Annotated in this window: 17 protein-coding genes and 1 other annotated feature; of the genes, 8 read left to right on the top strand and 9 right to left on the bottom strand. The window is 52.3% G+C overall.

All coding sequences use genetic code 11. The features are described 5' to 3' along the window. Positions 1-6 precede the first annotated feature (6 nt). Together pgi and L1D47_RS01785 are read left to right on the top strand one after the other, a co-directional pair. Positions 7-1,644 carry a glucose-6-phosphate isomerase gene (gene pgi / locus L1D47_RS01790; RefSeq protein ID WP_239882315.1) on the top strand — a complete coding sequence of 546 codons (1,638 nt, stop codon included), beginning with the start codon at positions 7-9 and terminating at the stop codon, positions 1,642-1,644. Between the two features lie 230 nt (positions 1,645-1,874). Continuing rightward, the gene (locus L1D47_RS01785) at positions 1,875-2,066 is read left to right on the top strand and encodes a DUF3545 family protein (RefSeq protein ID WP_011864891.1); all 192 of its coding nucleotides are present in this window, start codon (positions 1,875-1,877) and stop codon (positions 2,064-2,066) included. Positions 2,067-2,109: 43 nt separating this feature from the next. On the opposite strand, the gene L1D47_RS01780 is transcribed toward L1D47_RS01785, so the two are convergent. The 3 genes from L1D47_RS01780 to L1D47_RS01770 form a co-directional block, all read right to left on the bottom strand. After that, positions 2,110-2,652 carry a hemerythrin domain-containing protein gene (locus L1D47_RS01780; RefSeq protein ID WP_239882314.1) on the bottom strand — a complete coding sequence of 181 codons (543 nt, stop codon included), beginning with the start codon at positions 2,650-2,652 and terminating at the stop codon, positions 2,110-2,112. Between the two features lie 126 nt (positions 2,653-2,778). Next, positions 2,779-3,873: a response regulator gene (locus tag L1D47_RS01775; protein WP_239882313.1), complete on the bottom strand. Its 1,095-nt coding sequence runs from the start codon at positions 3,871-3,873 to the stop codon at positions 2,779-2,781. Next, complete coding sequence (locus L1D47_RS01770; protein ID WP_239882312.1) at positions 3,870-5,894, bottom strand: ATP-binding protein; 2,025 nt, start codon at positions 5,892-5,894, stop codon at positions 3,870-3,872. The genes L1D47_RS01775 and L1D47_RS01770 overlap by 4 nt, the downstream gene beginning before the upstream one ends. Positions 5,895-6,026: 132 nt before the next feature. Here L1D47_RS01770 and nfo point away from each other — a divergent pair, with 132 nt between their 5' ends. Then, positions 6,027-6,878, top strand: a complete 852-nt coding sequence (gene nfo, locus L1D47_RS01765) for a deoxyribonuclease IV (RefSeq protein ID WP_239882311.1) — start codon at positions 6,027-6,029, stop codon at positions 6,876-6,878. Here the strand turns inward: nfo and L1D47_RS01760 are convergent. From L1D47_RS01760 to thrA, 4 genes are all read right to left on the bottom strand, one after another. Next, complete coding sequence (locus L1D47_RS01760; protein ID WP_239882310.1) at positions 6,875-7,135, bottom strand: hypothetical protein; 261 nt, start codon at positions 7,133-7,135, stop codon at positions 6,875-6,877. The genes nfo and L1D47_RS01760 overlap by 4 nt on opposite strands. Positions 7,136-7,537: 402 nt before the next feature. Further along, on the bottom strand, positions 7,538-8,821 hold the full coding sequence (gene thrC / locus L1D47_RS01755; protein WP_239882309.1) for a threonine synthase: 1,284 nt from the start codon (positions 8,819-8,821) through the stop codon (positions 7,538-7,540). Positions 8,822-8,835: 14 nt separating this feature from the next. Next, positions 8,836-9,786 (bottom strand): homoserine kinase, encoded by a 951-nt coding sequence (thrB, locus tag L1D47_RS01750; protein WP_239882308.1) that lies wholly within the window; start codon positions 9,784-9,786, stop codon positions 8,836-8,838. Then, positions 9,783-12,251: a bifunctional aspartate kinase/homoserine dehydrogenase I gene (thrA, locus tag L1D47_RS01745; RefSeq protein WP_239882307.1), complete on the bottom strand. Its 2,469-nt coding sequence runs from the start codon at positions 12,249-12,251 to the stop codon at positions 9,783-9,785. Before thrA ends, thrB begins: the two co-directional genes overlap by 4 nt. A 719-nt stretch (positions 12,252-12,970) precedes the next feature. Between thrA and slyD the strand changes: the two genes are divergently transcribed. Continuing rightward, the gene (gene slyD / locus L1D47_RS01740) at positions 12,971-13,585 is read left to right on the top strand and encodes a peptidylprolyl isomerase (RefSeq protein ID WP_239882306.1); all 615 of its coding nucleotides are present in this window, start codon (positions 12,971-12,973) and stop codon (positions 13,583-13,585) included. A 339-nt stretch (positions 13,586-13,924) separates the two neighbouring features. Continuing rightward, the gene (locus L1D47_RS01735) at positions 13,925-14,305 is read left to right on the top strand and encodes a hypothetical protein (protein ID WP_239882305.1); all 381 of its coding nucleotides are present in this window, start codon (positions 13,925-13,927) and stop codon (positions 14,303-14,305) included. Here the strand turns inward: L1D47_RS01735 and trpR are convergent, their stop codons facing one another. Continuing rightward, complete coding sequence (gene trpR / locus L1D47_RS01730) at positions 14,306-14,581, bottom strand: trp operon repressor (protein WP_239882304.1); 276 nt, start codon at positions 14,579-14,581, stop codon at positions 14,306-14,308. It lies immediately after the preceding gene. Between the two features lie 230 nt (positions 14,582-14,811). Here trpR and L1D47_RS01725 point away from each other — a divergent pair, with 230 nt between their 5' ends. After that, a complete protein-coding gene (locus tag L1D47_RS01725) occupies positions 14,812-15,273 on the top strand; it encodes a cytochrome c (protein ID WP_041510549.1) in 462 nt (153 codons plus the stop codon). Between the two features lie 114 nt (positions 15,274-15,387). Here L1D47_RS01725 and L1D47_RS01720 read toward each other — a convergent pair whose 3' ends face one another. After that, on the bottom strand, positions 15,388-16,071 hold the full coding sequence (locus L1D47_RS01720) for a cytochrome b/b6 domain-containing protein (RefSeq protein ID WP_239882303.1): 684 nt from the start codon (positions 16,069-16,071) through the stop codon (positions 15,388-15,390). Positions 16,072-16,345: 274 nt separating this feature from the next. Here L1D47_RS01720 and raiA point away from each other — a divergent pair, with 274 nt between their 5' ends. After that, positions 16,346-16,720 carry a ribosome-associated translation inhibitor RaiA gene (raiA, locus tag L1D47_RS01715; protein ID WP_041510380.1) on the top strand — a complete coding sequence of 125 codons (375 nt, stop codon included), beginning with the start codon at positions 16,346-16,348 and terminating at the stop codon, positions 16,718-16,720. A gap of 834 nt (positions 16,721-17,554) precedes the next feature. Continuing rightward, positions 17,555-17,675, top strand: a sequence feature (Phe leader region). A gap of 40 nt (positions 17,676-17,715) precedes the next feature. Next, positions 17,716-19,680: a chorismate mutase gene (locus tag L1D47_RS01710; protein ID WP_239882302.1), complete on the top strand. Its 1,965-nt coding sequence runs from the start codon at positions 17,716-17,718 to the stop codon at positions 19,678-19,680. Positions 19,681-19,691: the final 11 nt, after the last annotated feature.

The following is a 19,691-nucleotide window of genomic DNA, read 5'->3' as shown; positions in this document are numbered from 1 at the left end:
GACGTCATGACTAAGCTTACTCAGCAAGATGCGTGGGCCCAGCTTGAAGCACAAACCGCCAAGCTGCCCCACATGCGCGAGCTCTTTGAAGCCGATCCACAGCGCTTTGACAAGATGTCACTGTCGGCATGTGGACTGTTGCTGGACTACTCCAAGAACCGAGCCGATGAGCACACACTGGCACAACTGTTTGAATTAGCTAAATCTGCCAAATTAAGCGATAAGATCCGCGCCATGTTTAATGGCGAGATCATTAACAACACAGAGAAGCGCGCCGTACTGCACACCGCCCTCAGAGCCGAGGCCGACGAGGTGATCCTGGTGGACGGCCAAAATATCGTCCCCGAGGTAAAACAGACTCAGGCCAAGATGGCCAAGTTTGTCACAGACGTGACCTCCGGCGAGTGGAAAGGCTACACGGGCAAGGCGATCACAGATATCGTTAGCATAGGTATCGGCGGCTCATTCCTTGGACCTAAAATCGTCACTCAGGCGCTGCGCCCCTACTGGAATCCGGCGCTGAAGTGCCACTTCGTTGCCAACGTCGATGCCACCTCACTGTGTGAGAAGCTGCGTCTGGTGGATCCGGAAACCACTCTGTTCGTGATGTCGTCCAAGTCTTTCGGCACCCAAGAGACGCTGACCAATACCCTGAGTGCCAAGGCCTGGTTCCTGGAAAATGGCGGCACTCAAGCGGATATCGCCAAGCATTTCGTCGCCGTGACCTCAAATGTGGCTAAGGCGACCGAATTTGGCATGGATGCGGATAACATCTTCCCTATGTGGGATTGGGTCGGCGGCCGCTATTCACTCTGGTCGGCGATTGGCCTGCCTATCGCCCTGCTCATTGGCATGGACAACTTCTACCAGCTGCTGGCCGGTGCCAAGTCGATGGACAAACATTTTGTCGAGGCGCCTCTCGAGCAGAATATGCCGGTGATCATGGGGCTGTTTTCCCTGCTCTATGGCAACTTCTACCAGGCACAGTCCCATGTGGTACTGACCTACGATCATTACCTCAGAGGCCTGCCAGCCTACTTCCAGCAACTGGACATGGAGAGTAATGGTAAATCTGTCACCCTCAACGGCGACAGCGTCGACCATGCAACCGGCCCGGTGATATGGGGCGGCGAAGGCACTAATGGTCAACACGCCTATCACCAGTTGTTACACCAAGGCACGGCACTGATCCCGGCAGACTTTATTCTGCCGCTGCAGAGCCATAACCCCCTTGGTGAACACCATGTTCAGCTGGCCTCAAACTGTTTTGGACAGACCCAGGCCCTGATGCAAGGCAGAACCTTCGATGAGGCACTTGCCGAACTCGACGGTAGCTCGCTGAGCCAGGAAGAGAAGGCATTGATCGCTAAGCACAAGGTGATGGATGGCAACAAGCCAAGCAACACTCTACTGATGGACAAGCTGACGCCGGAAACACTGGGTGCCCTGATTGCCCTGTACGAACATAGAACATTTGTTCAGGGTGCACTGTGGGACATCAACTCCTTCGACCAATGGGGCGTCGAGTTAGGCAAGACCCTGGGCAATGATGTACTCGCTCGTCTTCAGAGCGATGAAGAGGCTAAGGCACTGGATGCCTCTAGCAACGCTCTCATCAATCTCTTTAGACGCGGCCACATTTAAGCTCGCCAAAAGTTAGCCAATAAAAAAGCCAGTTTTCACTGGCTTTTTTATTATTTGCAGTAACATCCACCAGCAAGCCTCATCTTTTGCCCATCCCACGGGCAAAAAAACAGCTGTCACGCCACAAATGATTCACCCTGACTTAACATTATTGAAACATTTTTCTTGCACCATAAATTGGAAGTGTGATATTTAATTGTTGAGAAAAAATACAACAACAGGAGGTTGCCATGAATCGCTTAGATTATGGTAGTGCGCTAGATGATACCGTCATTGAAAGACCCAACAGTCGTTCGCGAAGCTCCAACAAGAAGCGAAAATGGCGCGAAATAGAGGCTATCAAAGAGAAACAGCGTTTGATTAAAGAGCTTCAGGATATCGACAGCAGTTTCGAATACGACTTAGATAACCTTCTGATGTAAAAATGATAAGAAAATAGCGCCTTAGGCGCTATTTTTATGTCTGTTACTCTTCGGCCTTGGCCAGATATTCTTTTAACTCCTCGAAGAGCAGGTTATCATCGTCGCTGAATAATGGGTCGCTAATTAACTTCTCCTGACATCTGTCGGCCACCTGCTGCCACTGCGCCTCGGTCATCCCCGCCTCCCAGATGGGGAACAACTTACTCTCTTCATACATCATGTGATTTCGCTGCGCCTCCACATACTCCTTCAGCGCCTGACTCAGGGTTTCGTTCTGTACCGGGACGTCACTCAAGATAAGATTTAGGGTAGTCATCAGATTGGTCGAGCTTTCGATGAGGCCATAATGCTCTTCCCCCAGATTCTCTTCCAGGGCCTCTTCAGGGTGTGTCTGAATATAGAATTCGTTGATCAGATCCTCTACCGGGTGATGGCTGTGCTCGGCATAGCTCTGCATATATTCGACGATATCTCGGATCAGATTAAAGTTGACGGCCTCACCATTTTGCAGCCGCTGCTGCTTATTTTTGAGAATATTTAACAGTATCGCGATATGTTTATGGTCATTATGAAGTCTCGCTAACATCGTCACCTCCAACCTTCTAGACGCCTTTAGTTACTATAGTCAATTGTTGAACTTTTACTCACACTAATATGTAACCCGCCATGATGACGTGACTCAGATCAAGAAAAATGAACATAAAATAATCACTTAAGGTACGCTTGCCCCCAGTACATCCATCACCTTGCCCAGCGCACACTGTAGGCGGGTAAAGGCCTGCGAGGCCGACTTCACCTCCTTCAAATTACGCTCGATGAGCGCAGTAAAATAATCTTCCTGCTCTATGGTCATGTCCAGCACATGAAAGCTACCGCGGATCTCAGTGGTCATGTTAATGAGTGCGGCACTGAATCTTTCATCATGCTCAAGGGTCGCAGCATTGATGTCACCGATAAGTGCTTCGATATCGACAAAAACCTGTTTCAGTGTCTGCTGACGACCGATATCCATGACGCGCGCCTCGAGACCTTCGACCACCACGGCGATAATATCCCGCAACCTGCCATAGAGCACCTCGTCGTTTATCGGCATATTTTTGATCAGGAAGGAGACATGCTTGTCGTTGCATATGGTACGGCAGCCAAAGTCATACAGGCGGCCATGTTTGTCCAGCAGCTCGAGAATGTTCGACTCTATGGGGCTGATCGCAGCGTGCTTAGGCGCAAAATACTCCACGCTATCACCGCGTATCTCCAAGCAGGTATTGAGATTAAGCTGCTGCATCAGGTCAAAGAAGGCATCAGCCAGAGTCTGGTGATCGTGACAGAGAAAGCACTGGCGAAAGAACTGCAACACGCAGCCATACTGAGACGACTCGGTCATCGACTGAAAAGCCATGTTGCGGGAGACTGACTCCGCCTGAATCAGCTCTCTCTGCTTCATCACATAGTGGGCGACGCTATGGACCTTGGCCAGTAACTCTTTTAACTCAAAGGGCTTAGCGATAAAGTCCACCGCATTCACCTCATAGGCCTTGAGCCGCTCCTCTAGGGTATTCATCCCAGAGACAAACAGCACGGCCAGCTCCTGGTTTGTTTCCTGCAACTCTTTGCAGAGGGTGATGCCATCGGTATCGGGCAGGTTGATATCCATCAACAACAGGTCGGGTTGGCTACTTTGCAGGGCAATACGAAAATCGGCCGCGCCATAGAAGGGAGTCACCTTAAATTCATCTTGCAACATCTCGACGATCAGCTCGCAGTAATCCCTGTCATCGTCGACAACCCAAATCTCCATGTTGTTCATCGCAATTCTCCTTGTACAAACTCAATCCCGATCTCTTCGAGCCCACGCACGAAGGCGCTAATATCAAAGGGTTTCTGCAGCACCTTAAAGGGCAGATCTTCCCGGCTACTGATCCCGACATCACCGACATAACCTGAGATCAAGAGCACAGGGATAGCGGTGTGCCGACTCAAATCGGTCACCAGCTCATAGCCGTTTATGCCGCCTGGCATCAAGAGATCTGAGATGATGAGATCTATGTTATCTATGCCGCCACTAAACTGCTCCCTGACCAGCAGAGGGTCTGTATAGGCCAGCACCTCCATCCCCATCATCTGACAGTGATCGCAGAGCACCTCCAGCAGGTCGGGTTCATCATCGACGATAAGCACCTTGATGGGCCGCGCGACCTTGGGATACTCGAGCGGCCTGTGATGTCGCTCGCTCTGTCGCTCGACCGGCTTGATGGCCGGAAACCACAGGCGTATCTCAGTGCCCTCTGCGCCTGTGTGCATGATACTCATGTAACCGTTAGAGCGTTTTACGAAGCCGTACACCATGGAGAGGCCGAGCCCGGTCCCCTTGCTCTTATCCTTGGTGGTAAAGAATGGCTCGAAAATCTTATCCAACAGGTGATCGGCTATCCCCCCGCCCTGATCGATCACGGATATCCACACATAGTCACGGTTATCTGTGCTAACGGTATTGCCCACCCCGGGAAGATAGCCCGACAGATACTGCTCACCTGTCGCTATGGTGATCTGCCCTTCCCCATGCATGGCATCCTTGGCGTTCAATACCAGGTTAATCAGGGCATCTTCCAGGTCGCCGCGATCGACGCAGATATCCCGCATCGACGCTTGGGGCAAAATATTGAGGCTCACCTGAGTGGTTAACGACTTCTCCAGCAACTCCTCTAAGCCCAGCAGCACCTCATTGACCTGCAGCGGCTGGGCGCTAAATTGCTCCTGGCGGGAAAACTGCAACAGGCGCCGGGTGAGATCTGTCCCTCGCTGACAGGCCTTGAGCGCCGTGGCCAGGTAACGTGCTATGGTATCGTCCTTGCCCTTGAGCTCCATCAGCTCCAGATTGCCCTTGAGCACACCCAAGATATTGTTGAAATCATGGGCCACACCGCCCACCAGCTGTCCCATGGCCTGCATCTTTTGCGTACGGGCCATGGTGTTTTGCATCAGCTTCTGCTCTGTGATGTCCCTCCCCACCAGGGTAAACAGGCTGCCGTCTTCATACTGCTCGTTTAAGGCAATCAGATGAGTATGCAGAATCACCTTCTCCCCCGTAGCGGTCGAACAAACCAGCTCGCCGGTAAACTCCAGGCGCAACTCTATCGCCTCCAGCAGTTCCTGCGCCTTGTCGTCCTGATCCCCGAAGAAGAGCTCAATCGACTTGCCGATCAGCTGGCTGCGGGGATATTGGCTGATGGCGGTTGCCGCCGCGTTGGCATACATGATCACGGGCGCCATCCCCTTCTGGCGCGAGGCGACCACTATCATATCCTCGCTGTTACTGACGATAGACTGATACATCTCGGTATCGATCGACTTGATGATCTGGGCATTACGGCTCTGCTGCCAGTCCAGACTCTGCTGCTGCAACATGCCGCTGATACTGTCGGCAATAAAGGTCTGATAGGAGGTGAGAAACGACAGCCAGCCCTTGACCGGGCGATAGAAGAAGATATTGACGTCTAGCCCCTCGATGGGCCAGACCACAAACCGCTGCCACAGATGTGCACCGCGTTGACCATCCAACAGCGGCCAGTCCTTTACCTGGCGCCACAGGGTAATATATCGCATAGAATCCCGGCACCAGCAGGTGACATCGGCCGGCATCTCATCACAGGCCAGCAGGCGACGAGACAAGATCATCACAGACTCGGCGCCGCTGCTATCGGCCAGAACACGACACAGGGGCAAGAGCACATCGTCACCACGAATAAACTGTCCCTGTAACTTACCCAGCTGGGCGATCAAGGCTGGGCCGAAGTCCATAAATTCAGATTGAGAGAGATCCTTAAACACGCTAGAGTCCATTCCACTATCGAAAAATAAACAATTAAGGCTAAATACCTTTCATTGAGCATAGTCCAGCCTAGAAAAATCGCTCAAAATACCGTGATAATTTATAAGCTTGTTGAAAGTTAGTGAGGAAGAATGTCAGACACTCATTGGGTTGGTGCCCATGTCAGCGCCGCCGGCGGCATCGCCAATGCGCCGCTAAACGCACAAAAGATTGGCGCCAACGCCTTTGCGCTATTTACCAAGAATCAGAGACGTTGGCAGGCGGCGCCACTCTGTCCTAAGCAGATAGCCGACTTCAAGGCTAACTGCGAACAGGCCAATATCTCCCCCGATGCCATACTGCCCCACGACAGCTATCTGATTAATCTAGGCCATCCGGATACCGAGCAGCTCACGCGCTCGCGTGGGGCCTTTCTCGATGAGATGCAGCGCTGTGAGCAGATGGGATTAACCCTGCTGAACTTTCATCCCGGCAGTCATCTCAACAAGATAGGCATAGACGAGTGCCTGGCCCGCATCAGCGAGTCGATCAACCTGGCGCTGGATAAGACCCAGGGGGTCAGCGCCATCATAGAAAACACTGCGGGTCAGGGGTCAAACCTGGGCCATAGCTTCGAGCAGCTGGCACAGATCATCGACAAGGTAGAAGATAAGAGCCGCGTAGGTGTCTGTATCGACACCTGCCACATGTTTGCCGCTGGCTATGATTTAACGACCCATGAGGCCTGCGAAGCGAGCTTCGGACAATTCGATACCATAGTGGGCAACCACTACCTCAAGGCGATGCACCTTAACGACAGCAAGACGCCCCTCAACAGCCGTGTCGACAGGCACCACTCCCTCGGCGCCGGTTATATCGGCATGGATGCGTTTAGCTATATCATGAAACACCCGGCGACTAAGCAGATCCCACTCATCCTGGAGACGATAGAACCTGAGATCTGGCCACAAGAGATCAACTGGCTAAGGAGTCAGGCTCGCTAAAACAGGCACTTATAGACCACGGCAACCACCTTAACCTGGCTATCCCCGTCGAAGTGATCCTCCTGTAACCAAACGATGTGGGTACCACCTAGGGCCTCCCCCTGATGCTTGGCATTCTCCCGCGCCGCCCTCAGCGGCGCATCCCCTCGACCTAAGCCTGTTACCATGGCGAAACTATCACAATGGGTCACCTCGAAATCATAGGCTTCATTGATTCGCGAATAGAGCTGCGGCTCATTAGATGTGCAGGCGCTCAAGAGACAAAGGTCCAAAAAAATCACTCTTATATGCAAAACCACAGGTCTCGATAAAGTAAAAAGTCCTTAAAGATAAATAATTTAAATTTAGCCTGATGTGATGATAATCACGACTAACTCAACGAAGGCGATACACTTGGCAACCTAAGTAGCGAACACTCTATGAAGTAGACGCCTTGTGATCATAACAAGTGAACGGTAAACCAGATGTTATCGCGCACACGCAAATGACAACCACGACGAAACACCTAACACCCAATACCTAGAGAGAGAAGAAAGAAGAAAGCAGACCGAAAATCACAATCCGCAAACTGCAAATGACAAACTGCGACTGAAAGACGCACCCGGCGAGAAAGAATAGCTAGCCGCCAAGACATTTCGACTTGACGGCGATAAGGAGGCCTAGGCTAGCACCTCAAACAGATGATCCTTGAGGCGGGCAAAGTCCGCGGGCAATTCGGCAGATAGAATCGGCTTATCCTGCACAGCTTGCAGCTCGGGCGGCAGCTCAAGCTCGATATTGAGCGCCTCTTCCACCACCTCTTTAAACTTGGCAGGATGCGCCGTACCGAGGAATATCCCCTGCTCATCGGCCGACATGGTTAACGACAATGCCTTAGCGGCGATGGCCGCATGGGGCTCAGACAAGTAACCACCGCGATAGAGCTCATCCAAAGCCTCCACCGTATCTTGCTCCGAGAGGCCAACCCCCACCAACTCGCTCAGCGGCCAGTTCATCACCTCCATGATGGTCTCAACCCTAGGCCAGTTGCTCGGTTCGGCCACATCCATGGCATTGGATAGGGTCGCGACGGTCGCCTTGGGCGACCACTGCCCATCGGCCAGATAGCGAGGTACGGTATCATTACTGTTGGTTGCCGCCACGAAACGCTTCACCGGCAGCCCCATCGCCTTGGCAAACAAGCCCGCCGTCAGGTTGCCGAAGTTACCGCTGGGCACGGCAATCACAGGATCGCCTTGGTTAGCGCGCTTAAACTGGGCCACCGCCTCGAAGTAGTAACAGATCTGCGCCAGCAAACGGCTGATGTTGATAGAGTTCGCCGAGTTAAGGTGCAGACCGTCACGCACGTCACTGTCTTCGAAGGCGGCCTTGACCATCTCCTGACAGGCATCGAAATCGCTCTCCACCGCCACCGTATGTATGTTGTCACCCAAAGTAGTAAACATCTTCTCCTGTAGCAGGCTGATCTTGCCCTTAGGATAGAGCACCACCACCTGTACCTTATCCAGCCCATAGAAGGCATCGGCAACTGCGGCGCCGGTATCCCCCGAGGTAGCGGTCAATATGGTCAACTTGTCTTCCTGCGCCAGGCTATTGAGGCACTGGGCCATGAAGCGGGCGCCAAAGTCTTTAAAGGCTAGGGTTGGACCGTGGAACAGCTCAAGGCAATAGCGTTTGTCATCGGCATTGGTCAGCGGCAACTCAAAATTAAAGGCGCGCTCAACCAGGCTATCCACCAGCTCCTGGCCAAGCTCATCGGCCAACCAGGCGCCCAATATCGCCTTTGAGCGCTCGACGAAGTCCATCGCCAGCAGCGCATCCACATCGTCCAGCCTTGGGATAGTGACAGGGAAGAACAGGCCGCGATCCCGCCCCAGGCCCAACTTAACCGCCTGAGTGAAACTAACCTTCTGTGAGGGGTGTTTTAAGTTATAGAGTTCCATCTTACATCCGCCTATTAATCTAAAAGTGGTGCATCTACACGGCGCGTGCCGAGCATATCAATTTGACATATATGGGAAAAACCAGCGCCAGAGGTGACATAATTCGCATCTAACCAGGCCTTGGCCTGCTCAGCCGTCTCCAGGTTATCGGTCACGGTAAACAGTGTCGGGCCGCTCCCTGAGATCCCCGTGGTGGCCATGCCGAGTTCGGCCAAGGCGGCGCGCGCCTGCTCATAACCGGGAATTTCTGCGGCGCGATAAGGTTCCGCCAGCACATCCTTTAACACCTCTATGGCGAGCTTGGCATCTTGTCGATAACTGGCATGCACGAAAGCACTCAGATAACGACCGAAATCTATGGTTACTGACTTATCGTATTGCGCTGGCAGCAAGGCGCGCATCTTGGCCGTTGAAAGGGAGATGCCAGGATAGGCCACCACCCAATACCAGTCTTTAAAGACGGGCAGGTCCTGACACACGGCGCTCGGGGTATCCAGCATCAGCTGCATGCCACCTAGATAACAGGGCGCAACATTGTCATAGTGCACAGAGCCGCTGATTTTGCCTTCAAATTCACCCATCAACCTCAGCAGCGCATCGCTGTCATAGGGCCTGTCGAAATGCTCGTTCAGGGCATAAAGCGCGGCAACGACCGAGCTGGCGCTAGAGCCAAGTCCGCTCCCCACCGGCAGGTTCTTCTCCAGTGTCATGGCAACGCCTGCCTCGCTACCGAGCTGCTCGAGGAAGAAGTGGGCGCACTGGTAGACGATATTCTCCTCGCAGGCGGCAGGCAACTTGTCGGCCCAGTGGCCGGCCAGGCTAAGCGAGACGCCATACGGCGCCGGCGCTATCGATACGCGATCCCCCAGCAGGCTGCCATCAACGGGCGCCAAAGCGGCGCCCAGCAGATCGAATCCGACGCCGACATTGCCCATGGAGGCCGGCGCGTAAACCGTTAAACTCATACGCCCATCTCCCGTGTCCAGTTAAGGGTTCTCAGCAAGTCGGCAAACACACCGGCCGCCGTCACCTCGGTACCCGCGCCGTAGCCGCGAAGCACGAAGGGGATCGGCTGATAGTAGCGGCTGTAGAAGGCCAGCGCATTCTCGCCGCCCTTGACGCTGTAGAGGGGATCCTTGGCATCTACCTCGGCGATTTTCACCCGGCAGCCCTGCTCGTCGATCTGTCCTACATAACGCAGCACCTTACCCTCGGCCCTGGCGCTATTTACCCTTTGGGCAAGTTCGCTGTCGAGTGAACTCAGATTCGCCATAAAGGTCTCGACATCGCCAGAGGCGTCGAAATGACTCGGCAGTACAGATTCAACCTGAATGTCACTCAGCTCTATCTGCATCCCCACCTCGCGGGCAAGGATAAGCACCTTCCTGGCCACGTCCATACCGCTGAGGTCGTCTCTTGGGTCTGGCTCAGTAAAGCATTTCTCCCGCGCGATACGCGTCGCCTCCGACAGGCTCATCCCCTCATCCAGCATACCGAAGATATAGGAGAGTGAACCCGAGAGTATGCCGTTGAATTTCTGTAGCTTGTCACCGGCGAAGAGGAGCTTCTTCAGGTTGTCGATGACCGGCAGGCCAGCGCCAACTGTGGTCTCGTAGAGGAACTGACGACGCTGATGCAGCGCAGTCTGCCTCAGGGCACGGTAATAGTCATAATCACGTGTGTTGGCCTTCTTGTTAGGGGTCACCACATGCAGACCAGCATTCATTACCGCGACATATTGATCGGATACGGCTTCGTTTGAGGTACAGTCCACCAGCACAGGGTTGAGTAGCTGCTGATCTTTGGCCCAGGCAAGCATCTTCTCCAGATCGCAAGCCTGCTGGCTGTCGGCAAGCAGTCCCTGCCAATGGTTGAGATCTATCCCCTTGGCATCGAGCAGCATCTGGCGGGAGTTCGCCACGCCGCACACGCGCACAGTGATATGCTGAGCCTTTAACATCTCCGTCTGTTGCTTGATCTGTTCGAGCAAACCGGCGCCCACATTGCCACAGCCCACCAGGAAGACGTCCAGATAGTGCTGCACATCGAAGAAACTCTGATGACAGGCGGCGATGGCATGCTTGGTCTTGCGCAGCTCAATAACCGCCGAGATGGAGCGCTCGGAGGAGCCCTGGGCGATAGCCACTATGTTGACGTTGGCCTGGGCCAAGGCCTGGAAGAACTTACCGGCAACCCCCTTATGGGTGCGCATACCGTCACCTATCAGGGATACGATGGCCAGGTTGTGGCGCATGCTAATCTGCTCGAGGATCTCGCTCTTAAGCTCCAGCTCAAACTCCTGCTCCAGCGCCAGGCGCACCCGCTGTGCATCGGCGGTGGCCACGCAGAAGCTGATACTGTACTCGGACGAGCTTTGCGTAATGAGAGAGACTGACACCCCGGAGCGGGAGATGGCCCCCAGAGTCCGGCTCGCCATGCCTACCATGCCCTTCATGCCGGGCCCGGCGATGTCGAACATGGTCTGCTCATCAAGATTTGAGATAGCCTTGACGTTCAGGCCCGTCTCGTCCGCCTGATTCGATACCAAGGTACCAGGAGCCTGTGGGTTGAAGCTGTTACGTATATAGCAAGGGATGTGATACTGAGCGATAGGCGCAATCGTCTTAGGGTGTAGTACCTTGGCGCCAAAATAGGACAGTTCCATCGCCTCCTGGTAACTGAGCTGAGTCAGCAGCTTGGCATCGGCGACGACACGCGGGTCGGTATTATAGACGCCATCCACATCTGTCCAGATCTCGCAGCAGCTGGCGTCGATACAGGCAGAGAGCACCGCCGCCGAATAGTCCGAGCCGTTGCGGCCAAGGGTGACCACTCGGCCATCCTTGTCTCCGGCGGTAAAGCCTGGCATCACCCACACCTGATGGGCATCGAGAGAAAGCTCGGCAAAACGCTGTTTGCTCACGGCGATATCGACAACCGATTCCAGCGCCGGTCCATGGGCCACAAACAGCTGTTGTGGTACAAGCTGGTTGGCCGAGACGCCGGCGGCCAACATCAACTGCTCCATCAGCGCCGCAGAGAGTCGCTCGCCACCGACCACTATCTCGGCGCGGACAAAGTCGGGGCACTCACCCAATAAGACCACGCCTTGCAGCTTGTCTTGCCAGTGCTTAAGCTGCGCGGCCAGGACACCTTCGAGGCCTGCTGACTGCTCGCTACCCAAGACCTCGCTGGCGGCCTTTGCATAGAGGGTCTTAAAGACCTCATGTACCTGACTCAAGACGGGAGAGAAATCATCCCCGGCGACAGCGAGATCCACCATCTCCAACAAGCCGTTTGTCACGGTTGCCGGCGCGCTTAACACCACTGCCGTCGGCTGTTCCTCGGCCGATGCCAAGACGATCTGCGCCGCACTACTAAACCTCTGCCAGTTGGCCAGCGAGGTACCACCGAACTTCATTACCTTCATCTTCTCTCCTTAGTACCGCGCCCCAGAAACAAAAAAACCCGCTCCTTGAGGGGGAGCGGGCTTAGTCATTTCAAATCATTTCTTTCGAGTATGCTTAGCCGGCCCCCACGTTGGTAATCGTGGTGGTTGTAATAATGGTGGTTACTACTAGGTTAAGGCTAAACATTTAAATTCTATTCTGTCGTATCAAAACATATTCACTGAATGTCTTTACAGAATTGCCTTTTTTGCCCCAAGGTGTCAACCCCCAAAATAAAACTTTATAAAAATACAGTTTCAGCATCTTCGACGCTGCAAACGCTAAAATGAAATAACAAGGCGTAGATTTAAGTGAACAAAGGGAATGACAGGCTAAATAGCCCATCAGTACCCCGCCCATCAAAACCATTAAATAAACACTTAATAAACATAGCGATAAGCGTTAAAGATGAACTTTTGCAAGGTATAAACCCAGGCTTTACCAGTGCTAACAAGCTGACAGGGAAAAGAGACCAGAAATCGACGATTAACTTGCAAGTTAAGCCCCCAACAAAACAAAATATTTTTCCAGAAATAGTGAATAAACAATCAAAGAGAAACAATTCCCCTTACCTCACCTCTCACAGCACCTGGCCTGATGAAAAAAAATTTACCCATTTTCCCTCAAGAAGCTGCGCTAGGTCATCGCCAAGGCCAACAAAGCGAGCTAAAATGCCGCCACATTCTGAATTGGAGGCGATATGATAATCACCCAACACAAAGCTGTTAGCATCCATTACCGCTTAACGAACCAGCAAGGCGAGTTGATCGAGAGTTCATTTGAAGGTGAGCCAATGCTATACCTTCATGGTGCAGAAAACATGATCCCAGGCCTTGAGCAGGCACTCGAAGGCAAAAGTGTTGGCGACAAGCTTGAAGTTACCGTAGAAGCCGAGCAGGCTTACGGTCCTTACCACGATGGTTTACGTCAAGATGTCCCATTAGCAGCCTTCGGCGATATCGAAGATATCGTACCTGGCATGCGTTTCATCGCCGAAACAGAGATGGGCCAGCGTCCGGTACAAGTGACCGAAGTGAAAGACGATGTCGTCGTGGTTGACGGTAACCACCCACTAGCGGGTCAAACCCTTAACTTCACCGTCGAAGTGATTTCGGTTCGTGATGCCAGCGCCGAAGAGATCGCCCATGGCCACATCCATGCGGCTGGCGGCTGTGGCAGCCACGAGCATAGCCACGAAGGTGGTTGCTGTGGTGGCGAAGGTCATGATCATCAAGGCGGATGCTGTAGCGAAGATCCTGAGAAGCCAGCCAAAGAAGGTTGTGACGGCAACGGCGGTTGCGGCTGCCAGCACTAAGCTAAAGCAGCTCAACCTCAAGTAGCTCAACCTAAAGCCTTAATTTGACGCTTAGGCGTCAATCTCAGGTAGGATTCTGAATCGAGTCGGCCACCTTTTACTAGGTGATGCCGACTTTTTTATTTTATGCTCAAGACAACCTCAGCTAGCTGCGTATAATACCAATCACAGTAAGTATGTGCTCAGAAATAGCGCAGGAAAAACGCTTGAGAACAAAGCAGGATTTTTAGATAAGTAGTTATTCTACAATTAAAAATACTAATACAGTTATCGAGCGTTTTAACAAGCTAGCATGATCAATTATTTATTACTATTGGCATAAACGATAAGGATATCGAAATGGTTGCTCAGCCCATCTATGAAAAACTGCCTGCCATCTACCTGCTCATCGCAGCAACGACCATACTGATGAGTCCGGCCCTCCTTCCAGTGCTCTTAGGCGTGATTATCTTCCTGCTCGGCGCACGTATCTTCAACATGCGCTCACAGAATCGACGCAGCGATAAACCGAGTCGTCGTAAGCAAGGCATCTGGCCCGATGCGCTCTACAATTTGCTGCCTTACGCCTATCTATTGGGCGCCCTGTTTGTTTTTCGCCACAGCGACTCCAGCTATCTTTCGTTTGCAGGCGCGGGGCTAGTCTGTTACGCACTGTTTCGTCTGGCCCAGCGCCGCAGCTATCGTAAGCACCAGCTACCGAAGCCAATACGGGTGATCTAACTAGATAATGAGCGCCTTGATACGCTCGCGCTGAGCCGTGGGCATATGCTTAAGGTAGTTAGAACAACGTGTGATGGTGGCAATACTGATCTCGAATTCGGCGGCGATCTGTCGCTGACTCATCTCTCCCAAGAGCAGGGCTTGAAACACCTTCAGCCGCCCGGCGATGGCGCTACGTTCCTCCTCGGTGAGCAGTAGATCGAACAGATCCATCAAGGCATCGGTGTCTTGATGATTGACCACTTTTTCTAAAACCAGATCCCAGTTTGCGCGCACTTTAGCTCCTAAGCTGTCATAGCCTACCAGTACATCGAAGTGTACCAAGAAATCTGCCGCGCTGGCTATCGAACCAGTAGATGCGATGAGTCAGGCGTTTAAGAGTTAGACACATTCGGCAACATTTTGGCCGTCGTTTTAAAGAAAAATCTATAGTATCTGATAGTTAATTACGATTAGAATGTTTGCGTTAGATCACATAAATCCACAAAGTAGTGAGAATGATTGCCATGAAAAAACAGTTTAAATTAAGCCTGCTCGCCCTAGCCGGCAGTGCCTTACTGGCCACAGCGGTACAAGCCAATAACTTCAAAGAGTCAGACGACGCCATTCATTATCGTCAGTCTGCTTTTGGCCTGATCGCTCACAACTTTGGCGACATGGGCGCCATGCTTAAGGGCAAGAAGCCATTCGACGCCGAAGTCTTTGCCATGCGCGCGCAAAACGTTGCCGCACTAAGCAAGCTGCCAGCAGAAGGTTTCGTTGCCGGTTCTGACAAGGGCGACACGGGCGCACTGGCGAAGATCTGGAGCGACAAAGCCGATTTCGACGCTAAGATGAGCACTTTCCAAGACAACGCCGCCAAACTTGCCGTTGCCGCGCAATCGGACGATAAAAATGCGATAAAGCAAGCCTTCATGAATACAGGTAAGAGCTGTAAAGGCTGTCACGACGTCTACAAGAAAGACTAATAACAAGACGGATATTGACGACCAATATCGAGAGCCAATAAAAAAGGGGAGCCAATTAAGCTCCCCTTTTCTTATCCTGTTTCTCTAGCCTAACTTTTACCGTTAGCCATCGCCCTACAGCATGGCCGCAATGGGCCAAATCAGATAGTTCACTACTAGGCCTGCTAGCACCCCCACAAGTGCCAGGGCCATCAAGCCCGAGCGAAACTTAAACTCGGTAACGCTCTCGCTATTGACGTTCTTATAGCCGGTGATCATGGCACCTACCAGTTTGTCGCCTTTAATGCCGTGCCAGACCACTGCAAGAATATGCAAAACCGCCAGTAGAAGGAGTAAATTGAAATTCTGCTTATGCAGCCAGGTCAAGGTTCCGGCCGTGTCGCTACTTACATAAGCGTATAGCGGCCCTTCGGTAAAGACCTCATCTGTGGCAAATAGTCCTGTGGTGAGCTGCGCCACCAATACCAAGATCATCGCCACCACCATATAGCCCCCCAGAGGATTATGGCCAATGCTACGGCGCTGGGGCTGCCTGACATAGGCAAGTACCTGAGTCGGCGATTTCACAAAATGGCTAAAGCGCGACGTCTCACTGCCAACGATTCCCCAAAGAATTCGAAAACCGATCAAGATCATTAGCCCGTAGGCAAACACCTGATGCCATTGCATCTCCCCCATCTCGGCGCTCCACCACAAACCGCCGAGCAGCGCTATCATGGTCCAATGAAACAGGCGCGTAGGCAGATCCCATACCTTAATTTTTATCTGGGCAGACTGAGGGTTTTCTACTGAGGACATCTTATAACTCATCACTTTAGAAAATAATGAAATTGATGATATTTGAAGCGATGGGGAGAGGCAAATAGATTTATGTAAGCAGTGTTATCCAGTCAAATATGCAGCCTAAATTTGATAAAAACAAGCCATTCCTAATGTTTATTTTACAATTTTGTCTAAGGGCTCAAATAACCAACGAACGGAAAATAATGGCAGCAAAAAGTTGATCTGGATCACGTTTTCTAAGGGCTGAATTGGTAATCTGAAGTCAAGGAAACAACGAAAGGTTCGACATATGATAAAGATTACAAGTAAAGATTTCGAAGTCACCACTCCTATCCGTGAACGTATCGAGAGCCGTTTAGAAAAACTAAGTAGACACGATGTACAGCTCATTAATCCACATGTAATCATAGGTCAAGAGAAGCAAGGGTTTAAGATAGAAGCTTCAGTCGGTATACCAAGCAACACCTTATTTGCTCAGGCGAAAGACAAAGATCTCTATGCAGCAATCAATGCAATGGGTCAAAAATTGGAGAAACAGCTCAATCGCCTCAGCCACAAACCGGAAGGAGCTCGCTACACGGCTCCAGCGATGAGCCCAACGCCAGAAAGCGCCGATATCGACGACGAGTATGACGAAACATTAGATGAGGAATACGCGGCGTAACAGATTAACGGTAAGTGGCGAATCATCGCCTCAGGCATAGGCCGAGGAACGAACGCTAACGAACTGGCACAAAAGCCACTTACCCAAACTTGGTGGAAAGTTAAATCGCCACCTAAATCGAGGTACAGCGACAGGCAAGAGACGAGGACGGACAACCACATCAGCCACAGGCATTCAATGAGAAGCCGTGGAACTCAGCTAACGAACTAGCTATGTTGTCCGCCCTTGTTATACTTACTATTAAGCGCCGTCTCTGGTATCGAAAGCAAGCCAACGAAGGAGTAAGAGGTCACATTCACCAAACGCAAGACATTAACTTTCACGTTTGATTTATTGAAGGCGACTCACACAACCTAAGGCTTAAGATTAGCCCAAATAGGAAATAGGCATAGCGCCAAACAAGTCGTCCCCAGCAGGCCATAGGGTTGCCGCTAAGATAATCTCGAAGCCTAGCACCCTAACGAGTGAGAAAGGAGCGCAGTCCCATTTTAATATTGAGTGCTTTTTCCGTAACTGAGGCAGCCAGATAGCCAATTAAGGCAAACCAACGTAATAGACGTTAACAGGCCATTGGATCACCGCTAGTCGATTAGCCCGCTGCCTCTCCCTTATCACCTGCTGCAGTCTTTTCATCTGCAGGCGACAAGCAAAGGAGGATGCCCCATCTTAAATTCTGATCTTTTACTCTCCCGGCGCACCCAAAGAGGTGCGCTTTCTATTTATGGCAAGTCAATTCGCTCATGCGGGGCTCTTATTACCACAGAGATAAATTCTCACTTTATCCCTTTTTTGATTGACAGGGTTTAGAGCAAGGCTTAATTTGAAGACTATGAAAACCAACACCAACGCTTTTTTTACTTTCTTTTTTATTCCACCCTTCTAGGGAGGCGGAATTTCGGTGTAAAAACGAAAGTAAGAATTCCAGAGCCTCCCATTTATGGGGGGCTTTTTTATTTGCATGAATAATCGAGAAGCGTTCAACGACAGAGGACAGCATGACCAAACCACATCCCCTTAACCATACCCGGGAACAGATCACCGCGCTCGACAATGAACTGCTGGCACTGCTGGCCAAACGACGGGCACTGAGCTTAGATGTCGCCCGCAGTAAAGAGGTCGATATTCGCCCGATTCGCGACACCCAAAGAGAGAAAGAGCTGCTGGCCAGACTGGTTAAGCAGGGACGCGAGCAGGGACTCGACGCTCACTATGTCCTCTCACTCTATCAAAGCATCATCGAAGACTCGGTATTAAACCAACAAGCCTACCTTCAAGGCCGCGCCAACCCTGACCTGCAGAAACAGCAATACAACATCGCCTACTTAGGCGCGCGTGGCTCCTACTCTTATCTCGCTGCCACTCGCTACTGCGAGCGCCGTCAGGTCGGCATGCAGGATCTGGGTTGTAAGAGTTTCGATGAGATAGTGCAGGCGGTGGAATCGGGTCACGCCGACTACGGCTTCCTGCCGATCGAAAACACCTCCTCAGGCTCGATCAACGAGGTCTATGATGTGCTGCAACACACCAGCCTGGCCATCGTAGGTGAAACCACCATAGAGGTGGGCCATTGCCTGCTCGCCAAGCCTGGCACTCAGGTTAAGCAGATCAAAACCATCTATGCCCATCCTCAGCCTATCAGCCAGTGCAGTCGCTATTTGAGTCAACATGGCGAGTTCAAACTGGAATATTGCTCCAGCAGCGCCGAGGCCATGGAGCGTGTGCTCGAGGCCGATGATAACAGCGTCGCCGCTATCGGCAGCGTCGAAGGCGGTGCCCTGTATCAACTCGAGGCCATCGAGCGCGAGCTGGCCAACCAGAAGATCAACCAAAGCCGTTTTATCGTCGTCGCCAGAAAGGCCATTGCGGTGCCCGAACAGCTACCGGCCAAGACCACGCTTATCATGGCTACGGGGCAGAAACCCGGCGCCCTGGTAGAAGCCTTGCTGATCTTAAAGGCCCATGATCTCAACATGAGCAAGCTGGAATCCCGCCCTATCCCAGGTACCCCTTGGGAGGAGATGTTCTACCTGGACCTTGACGCCAACCTTGCCAGCGACCAGATGCAGCAGGCGTTAAAGGAGCTGGAACGTATTACCCGCTTCATCAAGGTACTTGGCTGTTACCCCTGCGAAACCGTCAACCCAACCCAGCTGAGCAACAGTCAGCTGATGATAGAGCCCACCACCAGCCGCGAAGCCGACCAACAGGCAAGAGAGAAACAGGACGCCAAACATCTACGTCATAGCCTGGCCGAACATCCACAGATAACCAGCGTTGTCACAAGACAGCTACAGATAGGTGACGGTCAGTTTGGCGCCATGGCACAGCTGAGTCTGACTCAAGAGCCTGGCCACTACAGCCAGCTGGCCAAGCAGATAAAAGAGGCGGGTTTCCAGGCCGTGATCGTTAGTGAGTTAAATGCCAACCCCATGGCGAACCGCCTGCTGAGCGAGATGCGCAGAGCCCTGAGCCAGTTTGATCTGGCCTGTATCGTCGCCATCGAGCATGAGAGCGAACTCCCGCTGGCCGTTGATCATGCCGATATGCTGCAGATCAGTGGCAAGCAGATGCACAATCGCGATCTGCTCGAACAGGTCGGTGCGCTGCACATGCCGGTTATCTTAGAGCGCAACACTATGGCCAGCCTGGATGAATGGTTGGGCGGTGCAGAGACCATATTGGCCGCAGGTAATCAGCAGGTGATCTTGAGTGAAGCCGGAATCAGAACCTTCAACGAGCAGCAGCGGCCGACCTTAGATCTGTCCGGGCTCATCAGCCTGAAAGAGAAGAGCCACCTGCCGGTGATCATCAATACCCGCTATGCCTGTCAGCAAGATGAACTCGCTAGCCAGGCCAGTGCTGCAAGGGCCCTTAAGGCTGACGGCCTGGTGCTGGACCTGAGCGATCCCCAGCAGCTGAATGCCCATAGCGACATCTTGGCTCGTCTCTACCGCGACTAACGGCTGGCTTA

This window comes from Shewanella sp. Isolate7 (assembly GCF_022398425.1).
In the GTDB taxonomy this organism is placed as follows: Bacteria; Pseudomonadota; Gammaproteobacteria; order Enterobacterales; family Shewanellaceae; genus Shewanella.
This window is presented reverse-complemented; position numbering and strand designations above follow the sequence as displayed.

Excerpts from the sequence above, each read along its gene's own strand:
- L1D47_RS01735 (WP_239882305.1), top strand. The coding sequence starts at position 13,925 with ATGGTTGCTCAGCCCATCTATGAAAAACTGCCTGCCATCTACCTGCTC.
- raiA (WP_041510380.1), top strand. The coding sequence starts at position 16,346 with ATGATAAAGATTACAAGTAAAGATTTCGAAGTCACCACTCCTATCCGT.
- pgi (WP_239882315.1), top strand. The coding sequence starts at position 7 with ATGACTAAGCTTACTCAGCAAGATGCGTGGGCCCAGCTTGAAGCACAA.
- L1D47_RS01775 (WP_239882313.1), bottom strand. The coding sequence starts at position 3,873 with ATGAACAACATGGAGATTTGGGTTGTCGACGATGACAGGGATTACTGC.
- nfo (WP_239882311.1), top strand. The coding sequence starts at position 6,027 with ATGTCAGACACTCATTGGGTTGGTGCCCATGTCAGCGCCGCCGGCGGC.
- slyD (WP_239882306.1), top strand. The coding sequence starts at position 12,971 with ATGATAATCACCCAACACAAAGCTGTTAGCATCCATTACCGCTTAACG.
- L1D47_RS01785 (WP_011864891.1), top strand. The coding sequence starts at position 1,875 with ATGAATCGCTTAGATTATGGTAGTGCGCTAGATGATACCGTCATTGAA.
- thrA (WP_239882307.1), bottom strand. The coding sequence starts at position 12,251 with ATGAAGGTAATGAAGTTCGGTGGTACCTCGCTGGCCAACTGGCAGAGG.
- L1D47_RS01720 (WP_239882303.1), bottom strand. The coding sequence starts at position 16,071 with ATGTCCTCAGTAGAAAACCCTCAGTCTGCCCAGATAAAAATTAAGGTA.
- L1D47_RS01780 (WP_239882314.1), bottom strand. The coding sequence starts at position 2,652 with ATGTTAGCGAGACTTCATAATGACCATAAACATATCGCGATACTGTTA.
- L1D47_RS01710 (WP_239882302.1), top strand. The coding sequence starts at position 17,716 with ATGACCAAACCACATCCCCTTAACCATACCCGGGAACAGATCACCGCG.
- thrC (WP_239882309.1), bottom strand. The coding sequence starts at position 8,821 with ATGGAACTCTATAACTTAAAACACCCCTCACAGAAGGTTAGTTTCACT.
- thrB (WP_239882308.1), bottom strand. The coding sequence starts at position 9,786 with ATGAGTTTAACGGTTTACGCGCCGGCCTCCATGGGCAATGTCGGCGTC.
- L1D47_RS01725 (WP_041510549.1), top strand. The coding sequence starts at position 14,812 with ATGAAAAAACAGTTTAAATTAAGCCTGCTCGCCCTAGCCGGCAGTGCC.